Origin of the sequence: Bacillus salacetis (assembly GCF_003581585.1) — a bacterium.
Taxonomy (GTDB): domain Bacteria; phylum Bacillota; class Bacilli; order Bacillales; family Bacillaceae_B; genus Rossellomorea; species Rossellomorea salacetis.
On record NZ_QXIR01000018.1, the window covers coordinates 42,066 to 66,937 of the forward strand.

General features: G+C 42.9%; 24 protein-coding genes and 1 pseudogene. 18 read left to right on the forward strand and 7 right to left on the reverse strand.

Going from position 1 to position 24,872, the window contains the following annotated elements:
* Nucleotides 1–53 precede the first annotated feature (53 nt).
* The gene (locus D3H55_RS13560; protein WP_119547500.1) at nucleotides 54–506 is read right to left on the reverse strand and encodes an RrF2 family transcriptional regulator; all 453 of its coding nucleotides are present in this window, start codon (nucleotides 504–506) and stop codon (nucleotides 54–56) included.
* A gap of 193 nt (nucleotides 507–699) precedes the next feature.
* On the opposite strand from D3H55_RS13560, the gene hmpA reads away from it, so the two are divergent.
* The gene (gene hmpA / locus D3H55_RS13565; protein WP_119547502.1) at nucleotides 700–1,911 is read left to right on the forward strand and encodes an NO-inducible flavohemoprotein; all 1,212 of its coding nucleotides are present in this window, start codon (nucleotides 700–702) and stop codon (nucleotides 1,909–1,911) included.
* A 217-nt stretch (nucleotides 1,912–2,128) separates the two neighbouring features.
* Here the strand turns inward: hmpA and D3H55_RS24310 are convergent, their stop codons facing one another.
* Complete coding sequence (locus tag D3H55_RS24310; RefSeq protein WP_168413086.1) at nucleotides 2,129–2,284, reverse strand: hypothetical protein; 156 nt, start codon at nucleotides 2,282–2,284, stop codon at nucleotides 2,129–2,131.
* Between the two features lie 165 nt (nucleotides 2,285–2,449).
* Between D3H55_RS24310 and D3H55_RS13570 the strand changes: the two genes are divergently transcribed.
* Nucleotides 2,450–2,824 carry a DnaJ family domain-containing protein gene (locus D3H55_RS13570; RefSeq protein ID WP_119547504.1) on the forward strand — a complete coding sequence of 125 codons (375 nt, stop codon included), beginning with the start codon at nucleotides 2,450–2,452 and terminating at the stop codon, nucleotides 2,822–2,824.
* A 216-nt stretch (nucleotides 2,825–3,040) separates the two neighbouring features.
* Here the strand turns inward: D3H55_RS13570 and D3H55_RS13575 are convergent, their stop codons facing one another.
* On the reverse strand, nucleotides 3,041–4,522 hold the full coding sequence (locus D3H55_RS13575) for a methyl-accepting chemotaxis protein (RefSeq protein ID WP_119547506.1): 1,482 nt from the start codon (nucleotides 4,520–4,522) through the stop codon (nucleotides 3,041–3,043).
* 219 nt (nucleotides 4,523–4,741) lie between these two features.
* Between D3H55_RS13575 and motA the strand changes: the two genes are divergently transcribed.
* The 6 genes and pseudogenes from motA to D3H55_RS13605 all read left to right on the forward strand — a co-directional run bounded on the left by motA (nucleotide 4,742) and on the right by D3H55_RS13605 (nucleotide 10,874).
* Entirely contained in the window at nucleotides 4,742–5,542 is an 801-nt protein-coding gene (motA, locus tag D3H55_RS13580; protein ID WP_119547508.1) for a flagellar motor stator protein MotA, read from the forward strand.
* Complete coding sequence (gene motB, locus D3H55_RS13585) at nucleotides 5,526–6,284, forward strand: flagellar motor protein MotB (RefSeq protein WP_119547510.1); 759 nt, start codon at nucleotides 5,526–5,528, stop codon at nucleotides 6,282–6,284. Before motA ends, motB begins: the two co-directional genes overlap by 17 nt.
* Before the next feature lie 130 nt (nucleotides 6,285–6,414).
* Nucleotides 6,415–7,787 (forward strand): annotated as a pseudogene (locus tag D3H55_RS13590) (alanine/glycine:cation symporter family protein).
* Between the two features lie 174 nt (nucleotides 7,788–7,961).
* Entirely contained in the window at nucleotides 7,962–9,278 is a 1,317-nt protein-coding gene (locus D3H55_RS13595) for an FAD-dependent oxidoreductase (RefSeq protein WP_119547512.1), read from the forward strand.
* Entirely contained in the window at nucleotides 9,275–10,261 is a 987-nt protein-coding gene (locus D3H55_RS13600) for a class I SAM-dependent methyltransferase (protein ID WP_119547514.1), read from the forward strand. The genes D3H55_RS13595 and D3H55_RS13600 overlap by 4 nt, the downstream gene beginning before the upstream one ends.
* Nucleotides 10,262–10,355: 94 nt before the next feature.
* Entirely contained in the window at nucleotides 10,356–10,874 is a 519-nt protein-coding gene (locus D3H55_RS13605) for a type 1 glutamine amidotransferase domain-containing protein (RefSeq protein WP_119547516.1), read from the forward strand.
* A 131-nt stretch (nucleotides 10,875–11,005) separates the two neighbouring features.
* Here the strand turns inward: D3H55_RS13605 and D3H55_RS13610 are convergent, their stop codons facing one another.
* A complete protein-coding gene (locus tag D3H55_RS13610) occupies nucleotides 11,006–11,230 on the reverse strand; it encodes a DUF1128 domain-containing protein (RefSeq protein WP_119547518.1) in 225 nt (74 codons plus the stop codon).
* 521 nt (nucleotides 11,231–11,751) lie between these two features.
* Here D3H55_RS13610 and D3H55_RS13615 point away from each other — a divergent pair.
* Nucleotides 11,752–12,135, forward strand: coding sequence for a YtxH domain-containing protein (locus tag D3H55_RS13615; RefSeq protein WP_119547520.1), 384 nt, complete (start codon nucleotides 11,752–11,754; stop codon nucleotides 12,133–12,135).
* A 21-nt stretch (nucleotides 12,136–12,156) separates the two neighbouring features.
* On the forward strand, nucleotides 12,157–13,002 hold the full coding sequence (locus D3H55_RS13620; RefSeq protein WP_119547522.1) for a YihY/virulence factor BrkB family protein: 846 nt from the start codon (nucleotides 12,157–12,159) through the stop codon (nucleotides 13,000–13,002).
* A 593-nt stretch (nucleotides 13,003–13,595) separates the two neighbouring features.
* Here the strand turns inward: D3H55_RS13620 and D3H55_RS13625 are convergent.
* Nucleotides 13,596–15,521, reverse strand: coding sequence for a heavy metal translocating P-type ATPase (locus D3H55_RS13625; RefSeq protein ID WP_119547524.1), 1,926 nt, complete (start codon nucleotides 15,519–15,521; stop codon nucleotides 13,596–13,598).
* Nucleotides 15,522–16,009: 488 nt separating this feature from the next.
* A complete protein-coding gene (locus tag D3H55_RS13630) occupies nucleotides 16,010–17,191 on the reverse strand; it encodes an MFS transporter (RefSeq protein ID WP_119547526.1) in 1,182 nt (393 codons plus the stop codon).
* A 116-nt stretch (nucleotides 17,192–17,307) separates the two neighbouring features.
* Between D3H55_RS13630 and D3H55_RS13635 the strand changes: the two genes are divergently transcribed.
* Nucleotides 17,308–17,688, forward strand: coding sequence for an OsmC family protein (locus D3H55_RS13635; protein ID WP_119547528.1), 381 nt, complete (start codon nucleotides 17,308–17,310; stop codon nucleotides 17,686–17,688).
* 67 nt (nucleotides 17,689–17,755) lie between these two features.
* Here D3H55_RS13635 and D3H55_RS13640 read toward each other — a convergent pair whose 3' ends face one another.
* Nucleotides 17,756–18,175, reverse strand: a complete 420-nt coding sequence (locus D3H55_RS13640) for a pyridoxamine 5'-phosphate oxidase family protein (protein WP_119547530.1) — start codon at nucleotides 18,173–18,175, stop codon at nucleotides 17,756–17,758.
* A 304-nt stretch (nucleotides 18,176–18,479) separates the two neighbouring features.
* On the opposite strand from D3H55_RS13640, the gene D3H55_RS13645 reads away from it, so the two are divergent.
* The 7 genes from D3H55_RS13645 to D3H55_RS13670 all read left to right on the forward strand — a co-directional run bounded on the left by D3H55_RS13645 (nucleotide 18,480) and on the right by D3H55_RS13670 (nucleotide 24,864).
* Entirely contained in the window at nucleotides 18,480–19,349 is an 870-nt protein-coding gene (locus D3H55_RS13645; RefSeq protein ID WP_119547616.1) for a YfkD famly protein, read from the forward strand.
* Between the two features lie 143 nt (nucleotides 19,350–19,492).
* Nucleotides 19,493–19,669, forward strand: a complete 177-nt coding sequence (locus D3H55_RS13650) for an SE1561 family protein (protein WP_276310242.1) — start codon at nucleotides 19,493–19,495, stop codon at nucleotides 19,667–19,669.
* Nucleotides 19,670–19,903: 234 nt separating this feature from the next.
* The gene (locus D3H55_RS13655; protein ID WP_119547534.1) at nucleotides 19,904–20,353 is read left to right on the forward strand and encodes a GNAT family N-acetyltransferase; all 450 of its coding nucleotides are present in this window, start codon (nucleotides 19,904–19,906) and stop codon (nucleotides 20,351–20,353) included.
* A 118-nt stretch (nucleotides 20,354–20,471) separates the two neighbouring features.
* Nucleotides 20,472–22,028: a fumarate hydratase gene (locus D3H55_RS13660; protein ID WP_119547536.1), complete on the forward strand. Its 1,557-nt coding sequence runs from the start codon at nucleotides 20,472–20,474 to the stop codon at nucleotides 22,026–22,028.
* Between the two features lie 433 nt (nucleotides 22,029–22,461).
* A complete protein-coding gene (locus D3H55_RS24315; RefSeq protein WP_168413087.1) occupies nucleotides 22,462–22,620 on the forward strand; it encodes a hypothetical protein in 159 nt (52 codons plus the stop codon).
* Between the two features lie 289 nt (nucleotides 22,621–22,909).
* On the forward strand, nucleotides 22,910–23,713 hold the full coding sequence (gene pdaA / locus D3H55_RS13665) for a delta-lactam-biosynthetic de-N-acetylase (protein WP_119547538.1): 804 nt from the start codon (nucleotides 22,910–22,912) through the stop codon (nucleotides 23,711–23,713).
* 278 nt (nucleotides 23,714–23,991) lie between these two features.
* Nucleotides 23,992–24,864, forward strand: coding sequence for a DNA-3-methyladenine glycosylase family protein (locus D3H55_RS13670; protein WP_119547540.1), 873 nt, complete (start codon nucleotides 23,992–23,994; stop codon nucleotides 24,862–24,864).
* The last annotated feature ends 8 nt before the right edge of the window (nucleotides 24,865–24,872 follow it).

Sequence of the window (24,872 nt, forward strand, 5' to 3'; positions counted from 1 at the left end):
AGGACGAAATCATAAATCGATTTCGTCCTTTTTGAGTAAGGCTGGGAACTACTCTATATTTTCGGAGGGTTGTTCAGTGAGAACAGCAGCCGATAATCCTCAGGGCTCTGCACGAGATCCTTCAATGTGTACTGATCCAACACATCCAAGTAGGCATCCAATGCCTTAGCGAGAACGTGTTTCAGGCCGCACACCGGGGTGATGATACAGGTGTTATGTTCTGATGAAAAACATTCCACCAGGTTAAAATCATCTTCTGTCTTTCTGACAAGAGTCCCTATATTGATTTCACCAGGGGATTTGGCAAGTCTTATTCCGCCATTTCTGCCGCGGATCGTTTCAATGACCCCCATCTTTCCGAGTTCATGGGTGACTTTCATCAAATGATTTTTTGAAATCTGATAAGAGTCTGCAATTTCCTTGATATTGGCAAGCTCGTCCTTCTTTTTTGCAGCAAGATAAATAAGGACGCGCAGGGAATAGTCTGTATATAACGTTAGTTTCAATTGCTTCACCTTCAATGAGGGAGCCGTTACTGAATGCAGAAGCAGCTTCCAATGATACTTTCATTATACAATTTACAGCCAGGACTGTCTAAATGTGTCCATTTCTTTAAAGGTGTATTTAAAATATTGCTTTAAGTAAACGAGAGGATTAGTATAAAGGTGTATTAAAAATATATCTTTTAGGGGCGATAATATGTTAGCTCAAAAAACAATCGAAATCATTAAATCCACAGCACCGGTTTTGGAAGTGAAAGGTACAGAAATAACTAGCTTATTTTATAAAAGAATGTTTGAAAATCATCCTGAACTGTTAAATATCTTTAATCATGTCAATCAAAAAAAGGGACGCCAGCAGACAGCGCTTGCCAATACAGTCTATGCAGCAGCACAGAATATAGACCGCCTGGAAGCATTGCTGCCGGCTGTGAAGCAAATAGCGCATAAACACCGAAGCCTGGGAATAAAACCGGAACAATATCCAATCGTTGGAGAGTATCTGTTAAAGGCAATTAAAGAGGTGCTGGGTGATGAAGCCACAGAGGAAATACTTGAAGCATGGGGCGCTGCTTACGGCGTGATCGCCCAGGTCTTCATTGATGTTGAGGAAGGGATGTATCAGGAGGCAGCATCTCAAGAAGCAGGCTGGAGAGACTTCAAGAATTTCACAGTGGTGAAGAAGGAAGTTGAAAGCTCATTGATCACTTCATTCTATTTACAGCCCGAAGACGGGAAAATGGTTCCGGATTTTCTGCCGGGACAGTATATTACTATTCGGACAGCCATTCCTGGAGAAGAATATTTGTTCAACAGACAATACAGCTTATCATCAGCTCCCAATAAGGAGTACTTCCGAATTTCAGTCAAACGGGAAGCGGAACATTCCCCTGAAGGCAAAGTATCAAACTATCTTCATGACAGTGTAAGTGAGGGAGCAGTCATTGAAGTCAGCGCACCGGCTGGTGATTTTCATCTTGACGTGAACGACCATTCCCCTGTCACCTTGATAAGCGGGGGAGTCGGCATTACACCAATGTTCAGCATGCTTGAGGCATTGGCAAAAAACACTCCGTCCAGGCCTGCCCTGTTCATCCATGCCAGCCGTAATGAAGAAGTACATGCCTTTAAAAAGAATGTGGCTGAGTTAATGGAAGTACTTGATAATGGGCGGGCATTCTTTGCCTATGAAAAGCCGGTCAATGCCGGGACACTTTGCGATCACCGCGGATATATTGACACAGCTGTTCTCGATGGCCTTGTAGATAGGGACAGCATCTTCTATGTTTGCGGACCAGCTCCATTTATGAAAGCGGTGATCTCTTCCTTGATGTCAATCGGCATCCCTGAAGATAAGATCTGTTATGAATTTTTCGGGCCAGCGATGAAATTTCAACTCCAGGAAGCATAAGGAAAGCAGAAGTGTTATGGGATTTTCCAATCGGGCATGACTTATCGCAATGAGGGAAGTAAGTATAGTACGGAAGAAGAACGCACCCCTTCTGCTGCAAAAACTAATCATTATCCCTTGAAAGTTCATCAACTTTTAGTTAGGCACTTCTACTGATTTCTGAAATGAAGGAGGACGAAAACGTAATGTTTTCGTCCTCCTTCATTTTAAAGAATATTCAATCTCCGTCTACACGGTTCTTGAAAGCTTCTTGTGTGACGATATATTCTTCGTCTTCGATTTTTTCCTTTGTATGTTTTTCAGTTAGGGCATCTGATGGATTATTTCCCGGATGGCCTTTTTTCTTATGTTGAAAAGATTTTCCTGTGCTCATTTTGATCCCCCTTTCCGTCCGTTCCTCGTCGTAGTTTTTCCATGAACGGGGATTTTATGAGATACTATAAATTTCAAAAAATTGACTTAAAGGTCAGGTGGACTGACAAAAGTTAAGATCTATAATGGAAGTGAGGTGACTTTTTATTTAGGGAGGGGATATACGGTGGACTTATTTACAATTCTAGCTGAACAGAAAATCAAAAAAGCTTATGAAGATGGAGAGTTCGATCATCTTTCTGGCTTTGGAAAGCCTTTGAACCTGGATGATGATTCAAGTGTCCCGGAAGAACTTCGCATGGCTCACCGCATCATGAAAAATGCCGGTTTCTCAACTGAAGAGAATGCGCTCAGGCAAGAAATGCTTCAGATAGAAGATTTGATCCGCGATTGTGAGGATCAGCTTGAGAAGGAAGGGTTGAAAAAGGACCTTAATGAAAAACTTCTTAAATTCAATGGACTGATGTCTAAAAAAAGAATTAAAACAAATAGTTCCGTCTTTAAAAATTACGAACATAAAATAGAGAAGAAGTTATTATAAGAAGGCTGTTTTCGCATATATTGCTGCTTTCGGTACAAAGGTTTTACTCTGGAAAAAGAACGAGCAGCTCTTTTCTTCCCTCCTCACAGGGGTTTTCACGACGATTTACAAGGATATTATTTGAAGTTTATAGTGAATAGCAACAAAGTTAACGAAAAGAGAGTATAAGAAAAGGAGCAGTCCAAAACAGGGCTGCTCCTTTCCTGGTTTAATGAATTATTTATTATCGATATCCGCCTGGATTTTCTCGGCACTATTTACTGTGTCGTTCACATAACCAGCTATTGAATGCGTATCCTCATTTAAAGTCTCAATGGCTGCACTGACTTCTTCGAGCCCCGCAGATGCCTCTTCAATGACTGCGGCCAGTTCTTTAGTGGAGAGTTCAGCATGAACCGTCTGTTGTTTTACAGAATTGGAATTCGCAGATAAGGTATGAAATTCAGTTTGAAGCAGCTTAAGCTTTGAACTCAGTTCTTTGAATGAAATGCTCACATTTTCCACTGTCGCAACATTATCAGAAAGTTTGCTGCTGCTAAGGTTCATTTTTTGCAGTGCCGTCGAATTAGCCTGGTTGACTGAAGAAAGATTCTCGTTGATGAGGGAAGCCGTCGTGCTTGTCATTTCCGCAAGTTTCCGGATTTCATCTGCCACTACGGAAAAACCGCGGCCGGCTTCACCAGCCCGGGCTGCTTCTATGGATGCATTCAGTGCCAGCAGATTTGTCTGTTCTGTGATGCCCTGTATGGTTCCGATGAAACTGTTGGTCTCTTCAATCTTATTTGTCAATTCAGTGAAAGTGGCACTAAGATCATGAATCAGCATGTTCAGCTCGTTCATTTCAATCTGGAGCCCGTCCGCTTTTTCAGTACCGCTGGCAGCTGTGGCACTTGCTTCTTCTGAATGCTGAAATAATGTTTCCGCCATGGAAGCCATCTCTTCCATCTGTTTCATTGTTGCTTCGGAAATGGAGGCAATACTGTTGATTTGGTCACTTTGTGTCTGGCTTCCGGCCGAGATTTCCTGCAGTGCAGATTTCATTTCATTATGGGAAGAAAGATGGTGCTGGATTTGCTCGTTCACTTTTTTGATGCTCCTGAATATCGTGCCAAGTTCAGTTTCCAGCAGCACCTTCTGCTGTTCTTTTCTAACACCTTCCGCTTCTGCATCAGCCACAAACTTCTTTAGCTGGGCAAATTGATTTGTATTCAGTTTCACGACAATGGACAATAGGATTCCAAGCATTATATACACGAGTACACCTGGAATGAAGATAGTGTCAATGTCCCCAGTCCCGCCGAAGAACAGTTTATTCAAGATGAATAATACAAACCCGGATCCATATCCGATGGCAAAAAGTGAGAGGTTAAAGTGCAGGGCAGAGATGACAGCAAGGAAAAGCAGGATGATCAGGTTGTTCCCGGAACCTCCATTGACAAAGATATCGACACCGATAATTATATAGATCACCGGAATCGTAAGGAGAGGAAATAAATGAAATTTCTTTAAAGCAGCATGATAGATGAAAAAGAATGCCAGCATCGCTGCAAGCTGGGTGGAATATAAGATTGTCTCAATCAATGGATTTTTGTTTGCGAGAGTATATGAAATGGCTGCCAGTAAAGAAAGTGAATATAAGATAAGCATCAGGATATTCTTCTTCTTTAGATCTTGCAGTTTCAGATCCTCAATGGTCATATTGGGTCTCTCCTGTCGAATAATAGTCTATTTCTACTATTAATTATCGTCAGTTTTCGCAATTTTTCAATAGCTTAATTGGAAAATTTTTTAAAAAACCAGTAAATTAACAGCTCTGTGTCACTCAACCGACAAATCATATAAATGCAAAAATTGTCCTTCAATATTTTCCGCGGCTACCGATATAAACAGTAAGAAAAAAAGTATAGGGTGAATTCTATGGATAAAACATCGGTTATTGGAGTCGTATTAGGAGTAGTGGCGGTGGGGGTCGGAATGGTTCTTAAGGGCGTACCTATAGACCGGCTGCTGAACCTGCCGGCCATTTTGATCATTATCTTCGGTACAATAGGTGCAGTAACCATTGCATTCCCGACATCAGAGATTAAAAAGGTTCCCAAACTTTTTGGGATCATCTTTAAAGAGAATAAGCTGCAAGAACCTAAAGAACTTATTGCTATGTTTTCTGAGTGGGCTGATTTGGCCAGAAGGGAAGGGCTGCTTGCTTTAGAAGCAAAGACGAATGATATTGAAGATCCATTTTTGAAAAATGGGATGGGTCTGGCTGTTGATGGCCAAAATGCAGATTACATCCGGGATGTGCTCAATGAGGAAATTGACGCTATGGAGGAAAGGCATCAGGCTGGAGCTTTGATCTTTACTCAAGCTGGTACGTATGCTCCGACACTGGGTGTTCTTGGAGCCGTTGTCGGGCTGATTGCCGCATTGGGGTACATGGATGATATCGGGCATTTAGGCGAGGCGATATCAGCAGCGTTTGTGGCTACTCTCCTTGGGATTTTCACGGGATATGTATTATGGCATCCATTTGCAAATAAGCTAAAGCGGAAATCAAAGCAGGAAGTTAAACTGAAGGTTATGATGATTGAGGGGGTCCTTTCCATTATCGAAGGTGAAGCACCAAGAGTCATCGAACAAAAGCTGGCTTCATATCTGCCGGCAAGTGAAAGAAAACGACTTACTGATGAGGAAGTGGTCAAGGATGAAGCGGCGGCGTAAAAAACATGATCATGAAGAACATGTAGATGAATCATGGCTAATCCCATATGCGGATATTCTTACGCTTTTATTGGCCCTTTTCATTGTACTTTTTGCTTCAAGCAGTGTTGATGCACAGAAGTTCCAGGCAATGTCCAAAGCCTTTAATGAAATTTTTGTAGGGGGATCCGGAGTGATGGATTATCCGTCCCCTGTACCTGAAGTGGATTCTGGTGATCAGAAACAAGAAGAAAACCCATTGACTGTAGACGAACTGGAAGCAGCGAAAGAGAAGGAAAGGCAGGAGTTGGCGGAGCTTCAGAAGAAAGTGGATGGATATATCGCCGCAAATGAACTGCAAAAACAATTTGCAACCCAACTGACTTCAGAAGGTCTCTTGCTGACAATCAGGGATAATGTCCTTTTTCAATCAGGGTCGGCGCTAGTAGGGTCAAAGGATCAAGGGATTGCTAAGGAATTGTCAGGGTTATTGGAAATGGATACTCCCAGAAGCGTGATCATAAGCGGCCATACAGATAACATTCCGATCAGTAATGCGAATTATGACTCGAACTGGGAACTTAGTGTCATGAGGGCAGTTAATTTCATGAAGATTATCTTGAAGAACCAAAATCTTGATCCCCGCTTGTTCAGTGCAAAAGGCTTCGGAGAATTCAAACCGCTGGCAAGCAATGATACAAGTGAAGGAAGAGCACAAAACAGAAGAGTGGAAGTATTGATACTCCCAAGGATCATACAGTGAGTGAAAAGGAAGTACCTGTTAAATTACAGGTGCTTTTTTTGTTTTTCAGATAAAGGTGAAATAATTGGGACGTTTAGTGATAGGAGGGCCAGGGTATTTACTATTAGATTTTTTACAGGGGGTTTACAGATTGGATGGATTTTTGGAAGCAGTCGGAGCGGTCTCTGCATGGCTTTGGGGACCGGCGGTTATCATCATTTTAGCAGGTACTGGAATTTATCTGACAGTATTATTGAAATTTGTACAGTTCCGTTACCCGGTTTACATATTTCAGCAAACATTGGGAAGCATCTTCAAAAAGCCAAAAGGGGAAGGAACGGTAACGCCGCTGCAGGCACTGACTTCAGCACTTTCCTCGACAATCGGCGCTGCCAATATAGTAGGAGTTCCGGCGGCCATCATGTTTGGCGGTCCGGGTGCGCTGTTCTGGATGTGGGTCATAGCGTTGATCGGAATGGCTCTGAAATTCTCTGAAAGTGTACTTGCGGTAAGGTACCGTGAGAAAAATGCCAATGGCGAATTTGTCGGCGGACCGATGTATTATATGAAAAACGGTTGAACATGAAATGGCTCGGGGTCTGGTTTGCTTTTGCTTTGATGATTGAATTGATCCCGAGCATCATGGTTCAGGGGAATGCGGTTGCCTCCACTGTCCAGGAGTCGTTCGAGGTAGACGGTATGTACACAGGGATTGTGATTGCCATAGTCGTTTCCTTGATTGTATTCGGCGGCATAAAAAGAATAGGAAAAGTAACAGAAATGCTGGTTCCTTTCATGGCCTTCCTGTATGTTGGGGCATGTTTGGTCATTTTGTTTATGAACCTGGAAAAACTGCCTAACGTATTGAACCTCATCTTCTCTCATGCATTTCAACCAATGTCGGCAATGGGCGGGTTTGCAGGAGTTGCTGTGGCAGAAACCATCCGCTGGGGCTTTGCCCGGGGACTGTATTCGAATGAAGCAGGACTGGGGACTGCACCCATTGCACACGCGGCAGCGACCACCGATCATCCCGTAAGACAAGGATTATGGTCCATTATAGGAATTGTGATCGACACATTAGTTGTATGTTCGGCAACTGGATTCGTTGTTATTTCCTCCGGTGTGTGGACAGCAGAAGGTTCATTGGACAACCCCTCTGCCCTGACTACACAGGCTTTTCAAAATTATCTTGGAAGCACCGGCAGTTTTCTTGTCACCATTTCGCTTATCTTCTTTGTCCTGTCGACAATCGTTGTCATTGTTTTTTATGGAGCAAAGCAAGCTGAATTCTTATTCGTACTGAAGGCGGCATTGTTTGTTAAGTTTATGTATATCGCTGCCATCATACTTGGTTCAGTGGGGGCAGCAAAAGTCATTTGGCAGTTCCTTGATCTTGCGCTCGTGGCCATCCTGATTCCAAACATCATAGCCGTATTGCTGTTAAGCAAGGAAGTAAGAAGGCTGACACAGGAATTTTTCACATCCGAGGATTATTATCTGAAAGATATAAGTAAAAAGTGAATCCAAAAGCCTGCTTCTTGTATGCCATTCGAGAAGCAGGCTTTTATGCTGCCATTCGTCATTAACCGCTATTTTCCGGGAAATAATTCATCCGGCTGCCAACCGCTCTTTAGCACACCAGTTAGTTTTAAATGATGGAAATAAGGATAAATATCGATAAAAGGCGGTGATGATTTGAGAACGGATGTGTTTATATCAGGAGGCGGCATCGGCGGACTGACTCTTGCTCTTAAACTTGCGAAATGCAATATAGATGTAACAGTAATTGAACGTCTGCCCGGACCGACGCCTGTATATAAAGGAGAATTGCTTCAGCCAAAAAGCTTGAAGATCTTTGATGAATTGGGGTTGCTGGACAGAATCAAAGAGAATGGACATGAAATTGATGAGTTGAATTTAGTGGAAATCGACAAGAATTCAGGCTCGGTGGACGAGTCGAATATGAAATACAACGTGGTTCCCAGTAAATATTCCTATTCCTTGATGATCCATCATGAAAAATTGAAGGGAATCATCAGGGAAGCCGCAAGTGAATATCCTTCCTTCCATTACCGCTCAAATAGCAGCTGTAAAGGATATTCAGGGGGGAAGGCCATAGTGGAGGACAGAAAGGAAAAAAAGGAAGAATTATATGAAAGCTCCTTCTATATTGGTGCAGAAGGACGTGTATCAGTGACAAGGGAAGAAATGGGGATCAAGAAAGAAGAGAATGAATACAATCATCATTTCCTTACAGTCACTTTTCCGAGGCCTCCTTCATTTACAGAAGGGAAAATCATTTCTACATTTGACCGGTTCCTCGGGCTGTTCCCTCTGCCGAATGATGAAGTCCGCTCTGTGTATCTGATTCCTGCTGGAGAATACAAGGAACTAAGGAAGAAGCCAATAGAGTATTTTCATGAACTATATATTGAGTTATGCCCGGAAATGGAAGGGTACGTCAATCAGATCGACAATTGGAAGACCGTTCAGCTGATGGTGCCGATAGCCTATCACACTGACTCCTATACTAAAGGAAATAAAGCCTTGATCGGTGACGCTGTCCATACGGTGCACCCGATGGCAGGGGAAGGGATGAACATGGCAATCCAGGATGCCGATGTACTGGGAGAACTTTTAAGTGATATGTACGCCCAAGGCAAATTGAATGCAGAAAACCTGAAGTGGTTCCCTCACGTGCGTCGAGAAAGAGTCACAAATCAGATGAAACTGAGTCACCTTTCTGCACTTGCTTACTCATTTCCATATAGATCAGTCGGCAAACTTAGAAAAATGAGCCTTAAGAGAATCGAGCAGGATCCGATTCTGCATTTCAAGCAGATGCTTAATATTTCCGGGCTAGGGATGTGGCAGGATTCCCTTAAAGACAGAATGATCCAGGGAGGGCTGCTTCCAAAGCGGAACACACCCCTTACACAAGGGGAAAAAGAAGTGAGGCTCTTTACAGAGAGAGAAGATTACCCATGGAAATGGAAGGAGCAATTAGTATGATAAGAGAATATGTCAGGGTTTGGCGGGCGAGGGGCTGGATGAAAAAAAACATGCCATTTTTAATCAGCTGGCATGCCTATGTAGGATATGAATTGGATTTGTTCAAGTCGTTTGAAAAGCCTGCTTCCATTGAGGAAGTGGCTGCAGCAAGGGAGCTTGAATATGATTTGTTAAAACAGTGGGTAGAGGTAGGGATCATCCTCAAGCATTTTAAGAGATTGTCGGGTGAGAAAGTCAGGACTATGAAAAAGTGGAAACTGCCGAAGTCAAAATCAAACCGTTTTTCTTCCGGGATTATCCTGAAGGAGATGATGGAGCTCCATATCCCGTCTTTGCTCGCTTACCCGGAACTGCTAAGGAATCAAACGAAGCAGCACTTTGATTCAAGCGTGCACGGTCCTACTGTGGCTAAGACCTCCACTCTTTTGGAACAGCTTGCATATCCGAAAGTGGAGAAAGTCATGAAGAAATATAATGTAGATTCTGTACTTGATGTTGGATGCGGAGAGGCAGGATATCTTCGTAAGCTGGCCAAGAAGTTCCCGCACAAAAAGATGGTGGGGGTGGAAGTGAATGAGGAAGTTGCCAACAGCGCGAGGAAAATCGTGGAAGAACATGGGAATATTGAAATACTGAACAAAGATATTAATGAGTATCAACCTGAGGATCGTTTCAAACTTGTCATGGCAAACAATCTTCTTCACTATATTGAACCGGACGAGAGGGCAGGATTTTTCCAGAACGCTGCCCAATGGATCAAGAAAAATGGAGCACTTTCCATTATCACACCGATTCAGAAACCTAAGCATGGAAAAGAGTTTTCCAGTGCGTTCAATAGCTTCTTTATGACTTTTGATAATCTCTATCCAGTCCCCACTGAAAGAGACTTGCAAGGATTTGCGGAGAAATCCGGGTTGAAAATGATGTCCCTTGATCCCATTATCAAGGAAGGCGGCTGGTATATTGCAGTTTTCAAGAAATGAAATAGTTTCCAGCAATTTATAACAGCATCATGTTTTTCAATTGGCTGAGCGGGAATAATGTAATGTAGACAAAATGTTAAAGGAGAGGTTGCATATGGCTAAGATTGCATGCTTAATTACGGATATGTTTGAAGATGTAGAGTATACCAAACCTGCGGATGCATTTAAAGACGAGGGGCATACAGTGGTGACGATCGAAAAGGGATCAGGAAAAACAGTAGAAGGAAAGCAGGGAGAAGCAAAAGTAACGATCGATGAAGGCATTGATAGTGTTAACCCTGATGACTTCGATGCCTTGTTCCTTCCGGGAGGATTCTCACCCGACCAGTTACGCGGTGATGAGCGGTTTGTTAAGTTCACAAAGAGCTTCATGGACAGCGAAAAACCCGTATTCGCCATTTGTCATGGGCCCCAGCTCCTGCTGACTGCGAAAACATTGGAAGGCAGGGATGCTACCGGCTTTAAATCCATTAAAGTGGATATGGAATATGCGGGAGCAAACTACAAAGATCAAGAAGTGGTTGTATGTAAGGACCAGCTTGTCACAAGCCGTAATCCGGATGATATTCCTGCATTTGTCAAAGAATCACTTAAACTCTTAAAGAGTGCATAATAAGAAAAAGGACCGCCGTTATTGGCGGTCCTTTTAATGTTCATGAACATGTTTCAAGTTCTTGAAAATGTACTCATATCCATTTTGGAAGCCACCCTTTGGCTGCCCTCATAGAATAAAAAAAGGATCTTTTACTGCTTTCTCAAGTTCCCTAATTCTTCGACTATTGCTTGCATTTCACTGGGGCTGAAATGGTTTTTGCGGTCAACCATTTCATAAATGTCTCTCAGTTCTTCATACATTTCACCGTCGAAGTGGGAAGGCTTTATGGCACCTACATTTACAACTCTTAGTTTTTCCTTGATTTTTTCAATCATAAACTCTACATTTTCTGGGGATTTTTGTGAAAGATCCATGGTTTCATCCATCCTTTTTGGTTAATCATTACTAACATCTTTTCATTACTTACAGGGGATGTCAATAAGAAACCTTGTCGGGCAGGGACATGGAGCCTTTCGTTATGTTTGAGGACCACCGTAAATGGATAAATAATACTACTGTTCATAAACTTCATTTGACAGGTCTCTCTTGAAGTATTTCATTAGTGCTCTTTTCGTAAACTTTGTTGCTCTTTAATACGAATTTCAACTAATATCCTGGTAAATCGCCGTAAAAACACTGGTAAACAGGAAAGAAAAGAGCCCCTGCTTTTTCTTTTTCGAGAGTAAAACCTCGGAATACAGGGGGGGAATCAGGCACTTGGGATTTTTCCAAACGCAACAACATATGCGAAAACAGCCTTCATAAAAAGAGGGAAATAGTCATTATGAGAAGAAGTAAAAAGATAAAAGAGTTTGCCCCCTGGACTAGGCCATTATATGATTAAAGAACTAAAACAGGGCGCAAGCTAATAACATTAATGTATCGGAGGATGAATATGGGAACTAAGAGATTTATCAAAGGATTGGTTTTCGGAGCAATCGCAGGCGGGTTCGTTACATTGCTGAATAGAGAGACGCGTGAAGATGTAATGGCCAGCACGAAAAAAAGCGGGGAGTTGATTGGCCGGTATGCCCGCAATCCTCAATTACTGATGGATTCTTCTAAAGAAGTTTATGAAAAAGTCAGGGAGACAGCTAAACAAATAGAAGAGGACATGGATTTCATCAATCAAAAAGTGGCAGAAATCAAAGAACTTTCTCCTCAAGTAAAGGAAATCATAGAAGATACCAAAGAAACAATTCATTCTTCTTCTGAATCCTACAAAGAGGTTTTCAATGAGGAGGAACATCAATCCGTGGACACCAAAGCGGAGTATTAATGCAGAATAAGAGGTGAAAGGATGACGAAGAGGAGTAAAACTGGAGGAATTAAAGGTTTTGGCAAGAAGTTATTTCAGAAGGTATCCGATGGAGATGTGACAGGACTGGCAGCACAGCTGGCTTATTTCTTCCTCCTCTCACTTTTTCCATTGCTGATCTTCATGGTAACCCTTCTTCCATATCTGCCTTTTACACAGGAAGATATTTTAAACGTCATCAGTGACTTTGCTCCTGGTGAAACAATGCAGATGATTCAGTCAACAATCAATGAAGTCATGTCAAACCGGAATACCGGTTTATTATCATTCAGTATCATCGCGACCATCTGGTCTGCGTCCAACGGAATGAATGCGATTGTGAAATCATTAAATGATGCCTATGAAGTGGAAGAGACCAGATCCTTTATCGTAATAAGGTTAATGTCAATCCTGCTGACCATTGCGATGATCTTTGTATTTATTGTAGCCTTGCTGCTTCCGGTATTTGGAAAACAAATCGGATTATTCCTGTTTTCCCAATTTGGGTTCTCCGATCAATTCCTCACTATTTGGGGAGCTGTAAGGTGGGCGATTTCTCCAATCATTTTATTTATCGTGTTTGTGGGTCTCTATTTCATTGCCCCCAGTAAGAAAATCAAATGTTTAAGCGCCGTTCCCGGGGCTGTATTTGCCGCACTGGGATGGGTGGGAGCTTCACTGGCTTTTTCATTTTATGTCAGCAACTTTGGAAATTACTCAGCTACCTATGGAAGCATCGGCGGTATCATCGTCCTGATGATCTGGTTCTATCTCACCGGCATCATCATTATGATCGGCGGCCATATCAATGCAATCATGAATGTGAAGAATACTGGGGACTGTAAGTAGTCCTGGAAGGTCTTAGATTTGCAGTCCGTCCAGCCCCAGCGGACAGCGCCTCGCGGATTTAGTCCTTCCCTGGAGGGAATTCCAGTTCCAAAGCCAAACCGGCCAGTGTCCTTCCCGACACCTTGAAATAGTTTACCATCGGCTCGCTGTGCTTGCCGTGTTCCTACATCTCAAACAGTGGCCCTCCAATCCTTACGGTGCTGAATGAATTGGAGGGCTTGCGCTTTATAGTTTACCGGTTATTACCGGTAAACTTTTTTTGAGTTTGAACAGACTAATCATACGGGGCTGTTAAACAAAGGCTGTTTTCGCATTATATTGAATAGCAGCAAAGTCTACGAAAAGAGCCTGAACAAAAGAGCCTTGAACATCCGAGGGAGGAATTGACCATGACAAAGAAAACCAAAAAAGATGGCGGAACTAAACAAAACAGCAAGCAAAAATCAAAAAATAAAACATCCGGGTCTGCTAACGGACAAAACGGTTATCATTAAACTGCAAAAGGGTTTCCTGCCCGGAAACCCTTTTATACATATTGAACTGGAATTCGAGGCAGCCCTAAAGGTGAAATCCAGGACTCTTCAGTAAAACCTTTAACGAAGCAGCCGGAGTCCGTTTAAGATAACAAGTATTGTGCTCCCCTCATGCCCGATAACCCCCAGGGGCAAGTCAAGAACCTGCAAGAAGTTAGAGGCTATAAGGACTAAGATAACAGATAGTGAAAAAATGATATTTTGCTTCACTATCCTCTGCATCTTTCTGGATAAGCGTACTGCATCGGCGATTCGTTTCAGATCATTTTTCATAAGGACGATATCTGCTGTTTCAAGTGCTACATCCGTTCCTTCCCCCATCGCTACTCCCACGCTTGCTGCAGCCAGAGCCGGTGCATCATTGATACCGTCGCCAACCATGGCGACCGTTCCATATTGATCAATCAGCTTCTTAAGTTCAGTCACTTTTGTTTCTGGAAGGCATTTCGCTATATAGCTATCGACTTCCGCCTCAGCTGCTATTGCTTTAGCGGTATTTTCGCTGTCTCCTGTCAGCATGACTGTTAAAATACCGTCATCCCGCAATGACGTTAAAGCAGCCTTTGTTTCTTCCCGGATGACATCTTTCAAAGCTATTAAAGCCTTTATTCCATTATCGTCCGACACAAATACGGTTGTCTTTCCTTCTCCAGCCAGTTGTGCCGCTTTTCCTCCGGCGAAATGGCTTGCATCATCAATCCCCGCAAAATCTGCTTTTCCTACTTTCCATTCCTTTCCACCGATGAAAGCTCTCACGCCCCACCCTGTCACATCCTCAAGTGAATCAGGCTCGTTCAGTTGCAGATCCGGATACATCCTTTTCGTGTGTTTTACAATAGCCTGGGCAAGGGGATGGTTCGATTGTTTTTCAATGGCTGCAGTAATGGCCAAAATTTCACATTCTGAAACGCCTTCTCCTGTGATGATATCAGTAACTTGAGGTCGTCCTTTTGTAAGTGTTCCAGTTTTGTCAAAGGCAATGGCTCGAAGATTGCTCAGGTTTTCAAGATGCATGCCGCCTTTGAATAATATTCCGTTTCTTGCTCCGTTGGATATGGCAGATAAGGTTGCAGGCATTATCGATGCTACCAAGGCACATGGAGACGCAACCACAAGGAGGACCATTGCCCGGTAAAAGGTTTCAGTCCAGCTCCATCCAAGGAGAAAGTGCGGTAGAAACATCATGAGAAGCAAAAAGAGAAGCACAATTTTTACATAAGTACCTTCGAACTTCTCGATAAAAAGCTGAGAAGGGGATTTCTCACTTTGAGCTGAATGAACAAGGTCAATTATTTTCTGGAATAATGTTTCATTGCTCGGTTTTGTAATCTTTACCGTAATGGCACCGTTCAGGTTGACAGTTCCTGCATACACTTCACTTTCCACTGCTTTGCTCACAGGCAGCGATTCTCCAGAAATGGCAGCTTCATCAATGGTGGAGGAGCCCTTGATTATCTGGCCGTCCGAAGGGATCCTTTCACCCGGTTTGATAAGAATAAGATCCCCGACTGAAAGGTCGGAAACGTGAATGCGTTCCTCCACTCCGTCTGTTATTCTTAAGGCTTCTTCCGGCTGTAAGTCCATAAGGGATGAGATTTCCCTCTGGCTTTTATTCAATGTATAGGTCTCTAAAGCACCGCTGATTGCGAAAATGAAAATCAGAATGGCGCCTTCGGTCCAATATCCAATGATGGCAGAACCAATTGCAGCAAAGACCATCAGCATTTCTACATTCAATTCATGTTCTGCAATGGTTTCTTCAATGCCTTCCTTTGCTTTGGCAAAGCCTCCGATGACAAAGGCAAGGAGATAGAACGTAACGGAAGAGGGTGAAGAGACATCTGCCAGCAGCCACCCGAGCAAGATGAAGACCCCGCTGATGAGGGCAGCGATCAGTTCAACATGTGGCTTGATTTTTTCTAAATAGGACAGGGATGATTTACTCGAAGGTTCTCTTACAGTCATTGACTTTGCGTGTGAGCTCATTTTCTCTTCTCCTTTTGGCAGATATTTTGTTTATTTCAGCTGCCGTGCCGGTGCCATGCCTGGCGAATTCCTTTCCTTGCGAACCCAGTACCAAGTCCGGATGCAGCTGCGCGGTCTTTCCGCTTTTTTAGTGGCTCTTTTCGTAACCTTTGTTGCTATTCAATATAAATTTCAACTACTATCCTGATATATCGTCATAAAAACCCCGGTGAGAAGGAAAGAAAAGAGCTGCTCGTTCTTTTTTGGGAGTAAAACCTTTGTATACAGGGGAAAAATCCGGCACCTGGGATTTTTCCGAAAGCAACAATATATGCGAAAACAGCCTTTTTAATTGATAACAATAATCAGCTTCATTTCCCCATTAAAACGACGAAAGCTGCCACCTTTTTATGGGTGACAGCTGTATTGCTGGCAAAGACAGAATTGTTCGTATTTGATTGTGTTTAATTCTACCATACAGCTTATGTTTTGGGAAGGAAGATGTGCCTTTACTCATGTTGAGGTGATGGATGAGGCCCCTTTTCTTTTCCGTAAAACATGATTGCCAAGAAAATGACTAAAAGAGTGAAGCTGATTATCATAAAGAAACTGACATTTTCAAACAGCTCAATGAAGATTCCGCCCGTATAAGGACCAGCAAGGCTTCCAATGCTGAAGGCGACTCCGCACAGCAAGTTGCCTGTAGGAAGGTACCTGTTTGGCATTAAGTCAGTCATATAGCTGATTCCAAGTGAGAATGTAGAACCTACCACCATGCCGGAAATGAAGAGCACGACAGTCAATGCGGGAATGAAAGCTTCCAGGAATCCGGCAGCAGTAAAACTGATAAAACCAAGTAATAGAATGGTGAGGAGAATTTTCCTTCTTCCATATTTATCACTCAAGATACCAAGCGGCAGCTGAAAAACAATCCCGCCAATTGCAAACGATGTGAGGAGGATGGACACGCTTGTGACATCAATGCCATTCCTGAGACCATAAACCGGGAAGCTTCCATTCAGTGAGGCTTCCAGGAAACCATACCCCAGAGGAGGAAGGAAAGCGACCCAGCCATATTTCGTTGCCTCCTTGAATCTGGACATCGTATTGCGGAATGAGCTTACTTCCATTGTCTGCTCAGGAAATTCATTTTTTAAGATGAAAAGGAAGACCCAGGCTGCCAGACAAAGTAATGAAGAAACGATGAAAGGGAGGGATTCATTGATTTTAATCAATGGTGTCATCAATGGGCCTACCGCAAAACCTACACCAAAAAATAGTCCATACAAAGAGATATTCCTTCCCCTTCTATTTTCCGGAGAGAAGGAAGTGATCCATGTCTGTGTCCCAAAATGGAGGGCGTGATCGCCTATCCCGATCATCATCCTCAGAACAAACCAGAACCAGAATGATTTCCATAGCGGAAAAAGGGTGAGTGACAGAATTACCAGCAAGCCCCCTCCAATAATGATCGGTTTATAGCCGAATTTTCTAAGTGGTTCTTCCATAAACGGTGAGATCAACAATATTCCAATATAAAGGCCGGCAGCGTTCAGCCCGTTATGTGAGGAGGAAAGTCCGTCTCCTTCGAAAATTACAGCAATCAGAGGCAGCAGCATGCCTTGCGAAAACCCGGAAATCGCTACAATACTGATCAGCACCCAAAAGCGGAACTTCATTTGTTTATCCATATATCTATCTCCCGATGTATTATTTCCCCTATGATGGTATCGTCATTTCAAAACATTGGCAAGATAAAAGATTATGGAGTAAACTTTTTGACAGGCAATGAGAAGGAGTGATGACTATGGAATTTAAAATGAAAGAAGGCGGATTTGTAACTGATCTTTCATATGGAGAATTAAATGTATCGGGGAACGAGGAATATGGATTTCGGCCTTATCAGCTGATGGTATCTTCCATTGCAGTATGCAGCGGGGGAGTTCTCAGGAAAATCCTTGAGAAGCAGAGAATCAACTTTGAGGATATCTCCATCTCAGCGGATGTTACACGGAATGAAGAAAAAGCGAACAGAATTGAAAAAATCGCTTTGCATTTTACTATTAAAGGTACGAATTTGAACGAAGAAAAAATTCGTAAGGCGATGGAGCTGACAAGGAAGAACTGTTCTATGGTGCAATCGGTCAGCGGGAGTATGGAAATCGAAGAAACATTTGAATTAAGATGACGTAACACATCAAAAGCGCTAAGAGGCACAGCCCTTTTAGCGCTTTTAATGTATGAATGTAAATATTCTAAAGGCTCAGTTCCTGTGGTTCTTTTCCTGCTCTTTCAAAGTAAAGGATGGTTTTGGGTGTAAGCCTGAGCAGCATATATTCCGGGTCGTCGGGAGAAGTGATCCACGGCTTAAGATGGTCATTCCAAAACTTGTTCTTCAATTCCTGGGAATTTTCCAGTTCAGCAGCAGCTTCAATTTCCACATAGTGCTCATGATTGTTATCCCGGTCGAATCCAAGCAGGATATGGACTTTAGGGTTCTGGGCAATATCCTCTGCCTTGTGGGCATGCTGGTTAGTGGCAGTGAATAAAGTCAGTCCTTCGTTATAAAACATCATGAAACGTGAGTATGGCTGGTTGTTCCTTATTGTTGCCAGTGTCCCGATTTTATGATTGGTGAACAACTCTACTATTTTGTCTTTTAATGTTTCGGACATTTTTTTAACCTCCTTATATTTATGATATTAATCTGTGTTATAGGAGATTGTTTTAATCAAGCTTTTACGGAACCAGATGAAATTATACAAAAATAAGGAGAAAGCCAATGAGCTTTCTCCTTGTTTCAGGGAATTAAAATCTGTTCACCGGATGGACCGGCGGGTTAAGAATGATTATAGTTATTAAATGAATTTTGCAAATATTCAATTTATAATAGGATAATTTTTTGAAAAAGAAAGGATAACTACGATGACAACGGAAAAACTATGGGAGACAAACATAAGCAAGAAAGGAGCTTACTGCATGAAACTCTTACGCATCGTACTTATGATGTTCTTAATTTCATTTATGATAATGCCGTCAGTTTCGGCGGAAAAGCAGGAAGAAAAAAAGCAGGAGCCGAAACAGGAAAAGATTCAGAAGAAAGATGAAGGTAAGACTGAAGAAAAGCCATCTGAACCTAAAGTGAACATTCCATCTTCAGTATTGAATATCGCCAAGGAGAATACGTATCCTAATCCGACACAGGATCTGCCTTATCTTCAGCCAAGCGACTTGACTGCTGAGCTGATTGAAACATCCAACGTCAAAATTGAAAATCCCAACCTAATCCGTATGTTCAATGAGTCGAACATGAATAAATCCCCATTTGCAATTGGATTAAGAGCGACGATCTATATGGGGGAATGGCCGCTGAATTATGAGTCGACTGAAACAGCACCGAACTGGGAGTATCAAAAAATCAATACCAATTACTTCGATAACCGGGGCGGCAACCAAAATTATCAAATCCACTATGTACAGGAATCACAGAAGACAATTAAAGGCGGGCTGACAGCAAAAGTGCCCCATTCAGATGACGTTCAAAAAATGATGCTCTTAAAAGCAATGGAAAACACTGAACTCCCTCTTTCCTTCCAAACAATAGTAGGAGCAGGAACAAAAAAAGATCATGTGTACAATATTTCGCCGAAGCGTCTGGGCTATTTATATGGATATGCACCTGCCGTAAACGAAAAAGGAAAAGTAACATACGGAGAAGTGTATCTGGTCATGAAAGGATCAAAACGTTCCATAGTTGTCAAAAACGTTACCTCCCAAGGGATAGGCGCATGGATCCCGGTTCAGGATCATGTATCTTTCGGATTCATTACGGCTGACAAACCAAGATAGGAAAAGAAAACACTGATCTCAATATAAAAATTGGGATCAGTTTTTTTCTTTACTTTGGAGGTCTTAGGCGGCATGCAAGCTTGTTATTTACAGCAGAATTCGGTACGATGATAGAGGAAATTTCAATCAAAGGAGCGAACACATTGGGTAAAGCTGCAAGCAACAGAGATGACCAGGTGTTATATTTGAAACAAAGACTGAACATGTTTCTTGAAGTCATTGAATCAATTGACCCTGAAACAACAGAATTAGAAGACATTGACAGATTGATTCAAATGATAGACGATTTAGAAATGAAGGTTGATCAGTTCAAAAAATAAGGGCCTTTAGGGGCTCTTTTTTTAGGTTGTCCGTATAGTGGACTGCTTTTGCTTTCGGAAACATTTGAAAATCCGGATTTCCCCCGGGCGCAGGGGAATCTGTCTTTGAATAGTAAGAGTACATTATAATCCCGGCTTCATTTTAAAACAGCGCCAAAGCAGGGAATGGGGAACGAATTCTTTTCTTCCTGTGATGTCAGGGTTTCATATTAATACATACGGGAGAGACGGTTGATGAATATTTCTATCATTGCGGCAGAGGACGCAGAAGCGGCGAAGGGAATCGTCCTGCAGGGGTTCAAGGAGCGTTTTGGAGTCATCATTGACGGGTTGAATCCCGATCTGGATGATATTATGACCTATTATAAGGGTGAGAATTTATTCTATGTAGGGAAATACCAGGGGGATTTGATTGCAACCGGGGGTCTTTTGAGCGAATCACCAACGGAATACCGCGTTGTCAGAATGTCGGTGTCGGCCAGATATCGGAGCTTGGGATTAGGGAAGCAGATGCTGTTGTTCTTAGAACAAGAAGCGCGAAAAAGAAATGCAGCAAGCATGGTCTTGGAAACAAATCAAGAATGGTCAGATGCAATTAACTTCTATAAAAGAAATGGTTATGAAGCCTTCCAGATAGAAGCTGATAGAATCCATTTCAGAAAAATTTTCAGCCCTGGACTGTAATCGTTTACAGTCTGGTCTTTTTTTCTTCTAAGTATAGGAGTATAATGAATTGTGAAAAATTCAAAATTTTATTATACACAAATAGACATAGAAATATCAGTGGGAGAAGGGGAAACTCATGAATATGAAAAACTTGCAGGAAAGCATGTACCAGCTTATTGTTGAAACTTCGACGAACTTACCTAAAGATGTCCGGAGAGCGATTAAAACGGCGAAAGAGAGAGAAAGTGCTGGAACCCGTTCTGCGATGAGTCTGGCGACGATTTCCAATAACATCAAAATGGCTGATGATAATGTTTCGCCGATCTGTCAGGATACAGGACTGCCAACATTTAAGATCAAGACTCCTGTCGGGGTAAATCAATTAGAAATCCAAGAGGCCATCTATACTGCCATGCAGCAGGCAACAAAGGATGGGAAACTGCGTCCAAATTCAGTCGATTCCCTCACAGGTGAAAACAGCGGCGATAATCTCGGGCTGGGTACGCCGGTCATTAAATTTGAACAGTGGGAAGAAGATTATATTGATGCCCGCCTGATCCTTAAAGGTGGCGGTTGTGAAAATAAAAATATCCAATATAGTCTGCCATGTGAACTGGAAGGGCTTGGCCGTGCTGGACGCGACCTTGACGGTATCCGAAAATGTATCATGCATTCAGTCTACCAGGCTCAGGGGCAGGGCTGCTCAGCTGGATTCATCGGGGTTGGAATCGGTGGTGACCGCTCGTCTGGTTATGACTTGGCAAAGCAGCAGCTATTCCGTTCCGTAGACGATGTCAACAGCCACGAGGATCTTCGCAAGTTAGAGGAATATGTTATGGAACATGCCAATGAACTGGGCATCGGGACGATGGGATTCGGCGGAGAGACAACTCTTCTGGGCTGTAAGGTAGGAGTCATGAACCGTATTCCAGCGAGTTTCTTCGTATCAGTAGCCTACAACTGCTGGGCATTCAGAAGGTTGGGCTTTAAGCTTGATGCGGCGACTGGGGCAGTTCAAGAGTGGCTGTATCAGGAAGGCGAGCTTGTGGATCTTTCAGCAAGTTCTGCACAACAAGAAACGGCTGCAGCCGCTGAAGGGGATATTGATGCCGAGGTTATTACACTTAACGCACCAATTACCGAAGAGAAAATCCGCAGCCTCAAGGTCGGAGATGTTGTCCGCATTGACGGAAGGATGTACACAGGAAGAGACGCGATTCATAAGCATCTCTCCGATCACGAGTCACCGGTTGATCTTGATGGACAAATCATTTACCATTGCGGACCTGTAATGATGAAGGATGAGGATGGCAGGTGGCATGTTAAAGCAGCGGGGCCGACGACCTCAATTCGTGAAGAACCATATCAGGGCGATATCATGAAAAAATTCGGTATCCGCGCCGTTATCGGAAAAGGCGGAATGGGTCCCAAAACCTTGGAAGCCCTTGGTGAACATGGAGGAGTCTACTTAAACGCTATCGGCGGAGCTGCACAATACTATGCAGACTGCATTAAATCAGTGGAAGGCGTCAACTTCATGGAATTCGGAATTCCAGAAGCGATGTGGCACTTGGAAGTAGAAGGCTTTACAGCAGTTGTGACCATGGATTCCAATGGGAACAGCCTTCATAAGGATGTCGATAAATCATCTCTTGAAAAGCTTGCGCAATTCAAAGAGAAGGTCTTCAATTAAATAAGCGTTTTAGCTTTTAGTTTGGCCGCTGCCTTTTGGCAGCGGTTTTTTGATTTCTGAGAACAAAATGGAAATCCATGTGCAGCCTTTGATGCGGTGGACATCATAAGTGAAAAACTCAAAATGTTTCCGGCCGCATGATCACTTGTAGACCTTGCAGCCGGAAAGAATAACGTTAAATGGTTAAAATGAGAATCCACCTCCTCACAACGGGTCTTTGAGCATTCCGGTGGTTCTCCAGAAATGAATCGGCCGCGTCAAAAGGGACCAATGAATGCACCGATTAGTCTTCAGAAGGAAATCGACCGTATCAAAAGGGACCAATGAATGCACCGATTGGTTTCCAGAAGGGAATCAACCGCGTCAAAAGCGACCAATGAATGCACCGATTAGTCTTCAGAAGGAAATCGGCCGCATCAAAAGGGACCAATGAATGCACCGATTAGTCTTCAGAAGGAAATCGACCGTATCAAAAGGGACCAATGAATGCACCGATTGGTTTCCAGAAGGGAATCAACCGCGTCAAAAGCGACCAATGAATGCACCGATTAGTCTTCAGAAGGAAATCGGCCGCGTCAAAAGGGACCAATGAATGCATCGATTGATCTTCAGAAGGAAATCGGCCGCGTCAAAAGGGACCAATGAATGCACCGATTGGTTTCCACAAGGAAATCGACCACATCAAAGGGGACCAATAAATGCACAGGTGGTTCTCCAGAAATGAATCCGGCCGCGTCAAAAGCTGGGCCAACAGAACAAGTGAACCCCATATTAGATTTCCCTTTCTTAGATAACATTTTATTTCCATCAATTAGAAGGCATGATTACACAGACCTTCTGAAAAAATAAATGTAGTAGATCATATAGAGAAGGGTGATTTCATGAAGAAACTGATGATAGTTATGATTACGGGATTCTTGGTTTTCGGGTTTCTTGCAGGAAATAGTGCTTCTGCAGTTTCAAACAAAAGCATAGGCTGGGGCTTCAAGAAGGGAAGCGGCGGGAAGCAGGCGGAAGCAGGAAAAGCGTATGATGAATTGCTTGAGAAATACGGGGCTTTTTATAAAGATTCTCCCGGCAAAAAAGTATTATACATGACCTTTGATAACGGGTATGAAAATGGTTATACGGAAAAAATCTTGAATGTTTTAAAGGAGGAAAAGGTTCCGGCAGCATTCTTTGTGACAGGTCATTATTTAAACAGTGCACCTGACCTGGTGAAAAGGATGGTTGATGAAGGCCACATTGTGGGAAATCACTCCTGGAGCCATCCAGACCTTACAACCGTGACTGATGAGAAACTTCGCAAAGAACTGGATCTTGTTAAAGAGAAGACAGCAGAAATCACCAAGCAAAAGAACATGTCTTATCTGCGTCCGCCAAGGGGTGTATTCAGTGAGCGGACAATGAAAGTTGCAAAGGAAGCTGGTTACACTCACGTGATGTGGTCATTGGCATTTGTCGACTGGCATACAGATAGCCAGAAGGGTTGGAAATACTCTTATGACAACATTATGAGGCAGATCCACCCTGGTGCCGTTTTGCTCCTTCATACAGTGTCAAAGGATAATGCGGAGGCTTTGCAAAAAGTCATACAGGATTTAAAAAAGCAGGGATATACATTTAAAAGCCTGGATTACTATGAAATGGGCAAAGGTGCGGAAAGCCCTTTGCTAACTCCTTGATACCCTTGCGGCGAAGCATTTAATGTTTCGTCTTTTTTCTTGGCTCTTTTCGTAAACTTTGTTGCTATTCAAATGAATTTCGAATAATATCCTGTTAATCGCCGTAAAAACCCCGACAGGCGGAAAATCGGGCACCTGGGATATTTCCGAAAGCAACAATATATGCGAAAAGAGCCTTTTCTGTGAAGTACAGCGCACTGCCGGAAAATGGCTATCATTTATGCCGGAGAGGCAGAAATGGTATAATACGCATAAATGTTTAAAAAGTGAGGGGTATTATGAGAGAACTGAGGGTTTCGGTTTTACCTCCTTATAATTTTGATCTGGTTTTGGACAGGCTGTCTTTGGATCCATTGAATTCTGTGGACATTTCCAGCCGGACTGTGAAGGTTCCTTTTTATGGGGAAGAAGATGAAATCTTGGAAGTTACGGCAACCGGCACGACGGATGACCCGTCTTTTTTGGTCCAGATGGAGAAAGAAGATCGCGGCAATGCCAGACTGGATTATTTGAAAAAGGTTTTTCAATGGGAAGGCACGCTCCAGGAAATTCACCAGCATTTTTTAGATACAGATCTTAAAGATATTTTTACCGAACATTCAGGGACCCCTGTAGTCCTGGAATTCAATCCATATTCAACGTTGATGAAAAGTATCATCCACCAGCAGCTGAATCTGGCTTTTGCCCATACACTTACCCAAAGGTTTGTCCATAAGTTTGGGAGGGAGAAAGATGGGGTTTGGTTTTATCCGGCACCAGGAGAAACCGCCATACTGGATGTAGATGAACTCAGGGAGATGCAGTTCAGCCAGCGGAAAGCGGAATACGTGATCGGCGTTTCTAAGGAGATTGCTGAAGGTCGTTTAAACCTTCAGGAGCTTGAAAAGAAGCCGGATGATGAAATTTTGAAAGAGTTGGTGAAGCTAAGAGGGATAGGCCCGTGGACAGCCGAAAATTATTTGATGTTCGCCCTTGGAAGGCAGAACCTTTTTCCGAAAACAGATATCGGCATTCAAAATGCTCTGAAGAAGCTGTACGGGATGGACAGAAAGCCGACCCTGGCAGAAATCGATGAAATGAGTGAGGCTTGGAGCCCATATCTAAGCTACGCTTCGTTATATTTGTGGAGAAGTATTGAAAATAGGAAGTGAAACAGTGA

Bases quoted from the DNA above. Each gene is read 5' to 3' on its own strand.
- D3H55_RS13670 (WP_119547540.1), top strand. From the start codon at position 23,992: ATGAGAGAACTGAGGGTTTCGGTTTTACCTCCTTATAATTTTGATCTG.
- D3H55_RS13630 (WP_119547526.1), bottom strand. From the start codon at position 17,191: ATGGATAAACAAATGAAGTTCCGCTTTTGGGTGCTGATCAGTATTGTA.
- D3H55_RS13660 (WP_119547536.1), top strand. From the start codon at position 20,472: ATGAATATGAAAAACTTGCAGGAAAGCATGTACCAGCTTATTGTTGAA.
- D3H55_RS13625 (WP_119547524.1), bottom strand. From the start codon at position 15,521: ATGAGCTCACACGCAAAGTCAATGACTGTAAGAGAACCTTCGAGTAAA.
- D3H55_RS13635 (WP_119547528.1), top strand. From the start codon at position 17,308: ATGGAATTTAAAATGAAAGAAGGCGGATTTGTAACTGATCTTTCATAT.
- D3H55_RS13575 (WP_119547506.1), bottom strand. From the start codon at position 4,522: ATGACCATTGAGGATCTGAAACTGCAAGATCTAAAGAAGAAGAATATC.
- D3H55_RS13600 (WP_119547514.1), top strand. From the start codon at position 9,275: ATGATAAGAGAATATGTCAGGGTTTGGCGGGCGAGGGGCTGGATGAAA.
- D3H55_RS24315 (WP_168413087.1), top strand. From the start codon at position 22,462: ATGCACCGATTAGTCTTCAGAAGGAAATCGACCGTATCAAAAGGGACC.
- D3H55_RS13640 (WP_119547530.1), bottom strand. From the start codon at position 18,175: ATGTCCGAAACATTAAAAGACAAAATAGTAGAGTTGTTCACCAATCAT.
- D3H55_RS13605 (WP_119547516.1), top strand. From the start codon at position 10,356: ATGGCTAAGATTGCATGCTTAATTACGGATATGTTTGAAGATGTAGAG.
- D3H55_RS13645 (WP_119547616.1), top strand. From the start codon at position 18,480: ATGAAACTCTTACGCATCGTACTTATGATGTTCTTAATTTCATTTATG.
- D3H55_RS13610 (WP_119547518.1), bottom strand. From the start codon at position 11,230: ATGGATCTTTCACAAAAATCCCCAGAAAATGTAGAGTTTATGATTGAA.
- D3H55_RS13655 (WP_119547534.1), top strand. From the start codon at position 19,904: ATGAATATTTCTATCATTGCGGCAGAGGACGCAGAAGCGGCGAAGGGA.
- motB (WP_119547510.1), top strand. From the start codon at position 5,526: ATGAAGCGGCGGCGTAAAAAACATGATCATGAAGAACATGTAGATGAA.
- pdaA (WP_119547538.1), top strand. From the start codon at position 22,910: ATGAAGAAACTGATGATAGTTATGATTACGGGATTCTTGGTTTTCGGG.
- hmpA (WP_119547502.1), top strand. From the start codon at position 700: ATGTTAGCTCAAAAAACAATCGAAATCATTAAATCCACAGCACCGGTT.
- motA (WP_119547508.1), top strand. From the start codon at position 4,742: ATGGATAAAACATCGGTTATTGGAGTCGTATTAGGAGTAGTGGCGGTG.
- D3H55_RS13620 (WP_119547522.1), top strand. From the start codon at position 12,157: ATGACGAAGAGGAGTAAAACTGGAGGAATTAAAGGTTTTGGCAAGAAG.
- D3H55_RS13615 (WP_119547520.1), top strand. From the start codon at position 11,752: ATGGGAACTAAGAGATTTATCAAAGGATTGGTTTTCGGAGCAATCGCA.
- D3H55_RS24310 (WP_168413086.1), bottom strand. From the start codon at position 2,284: ATGAGCACAGGAAAATCTTTTCAACATAAGAAAAAAGGCCATCCGGGA.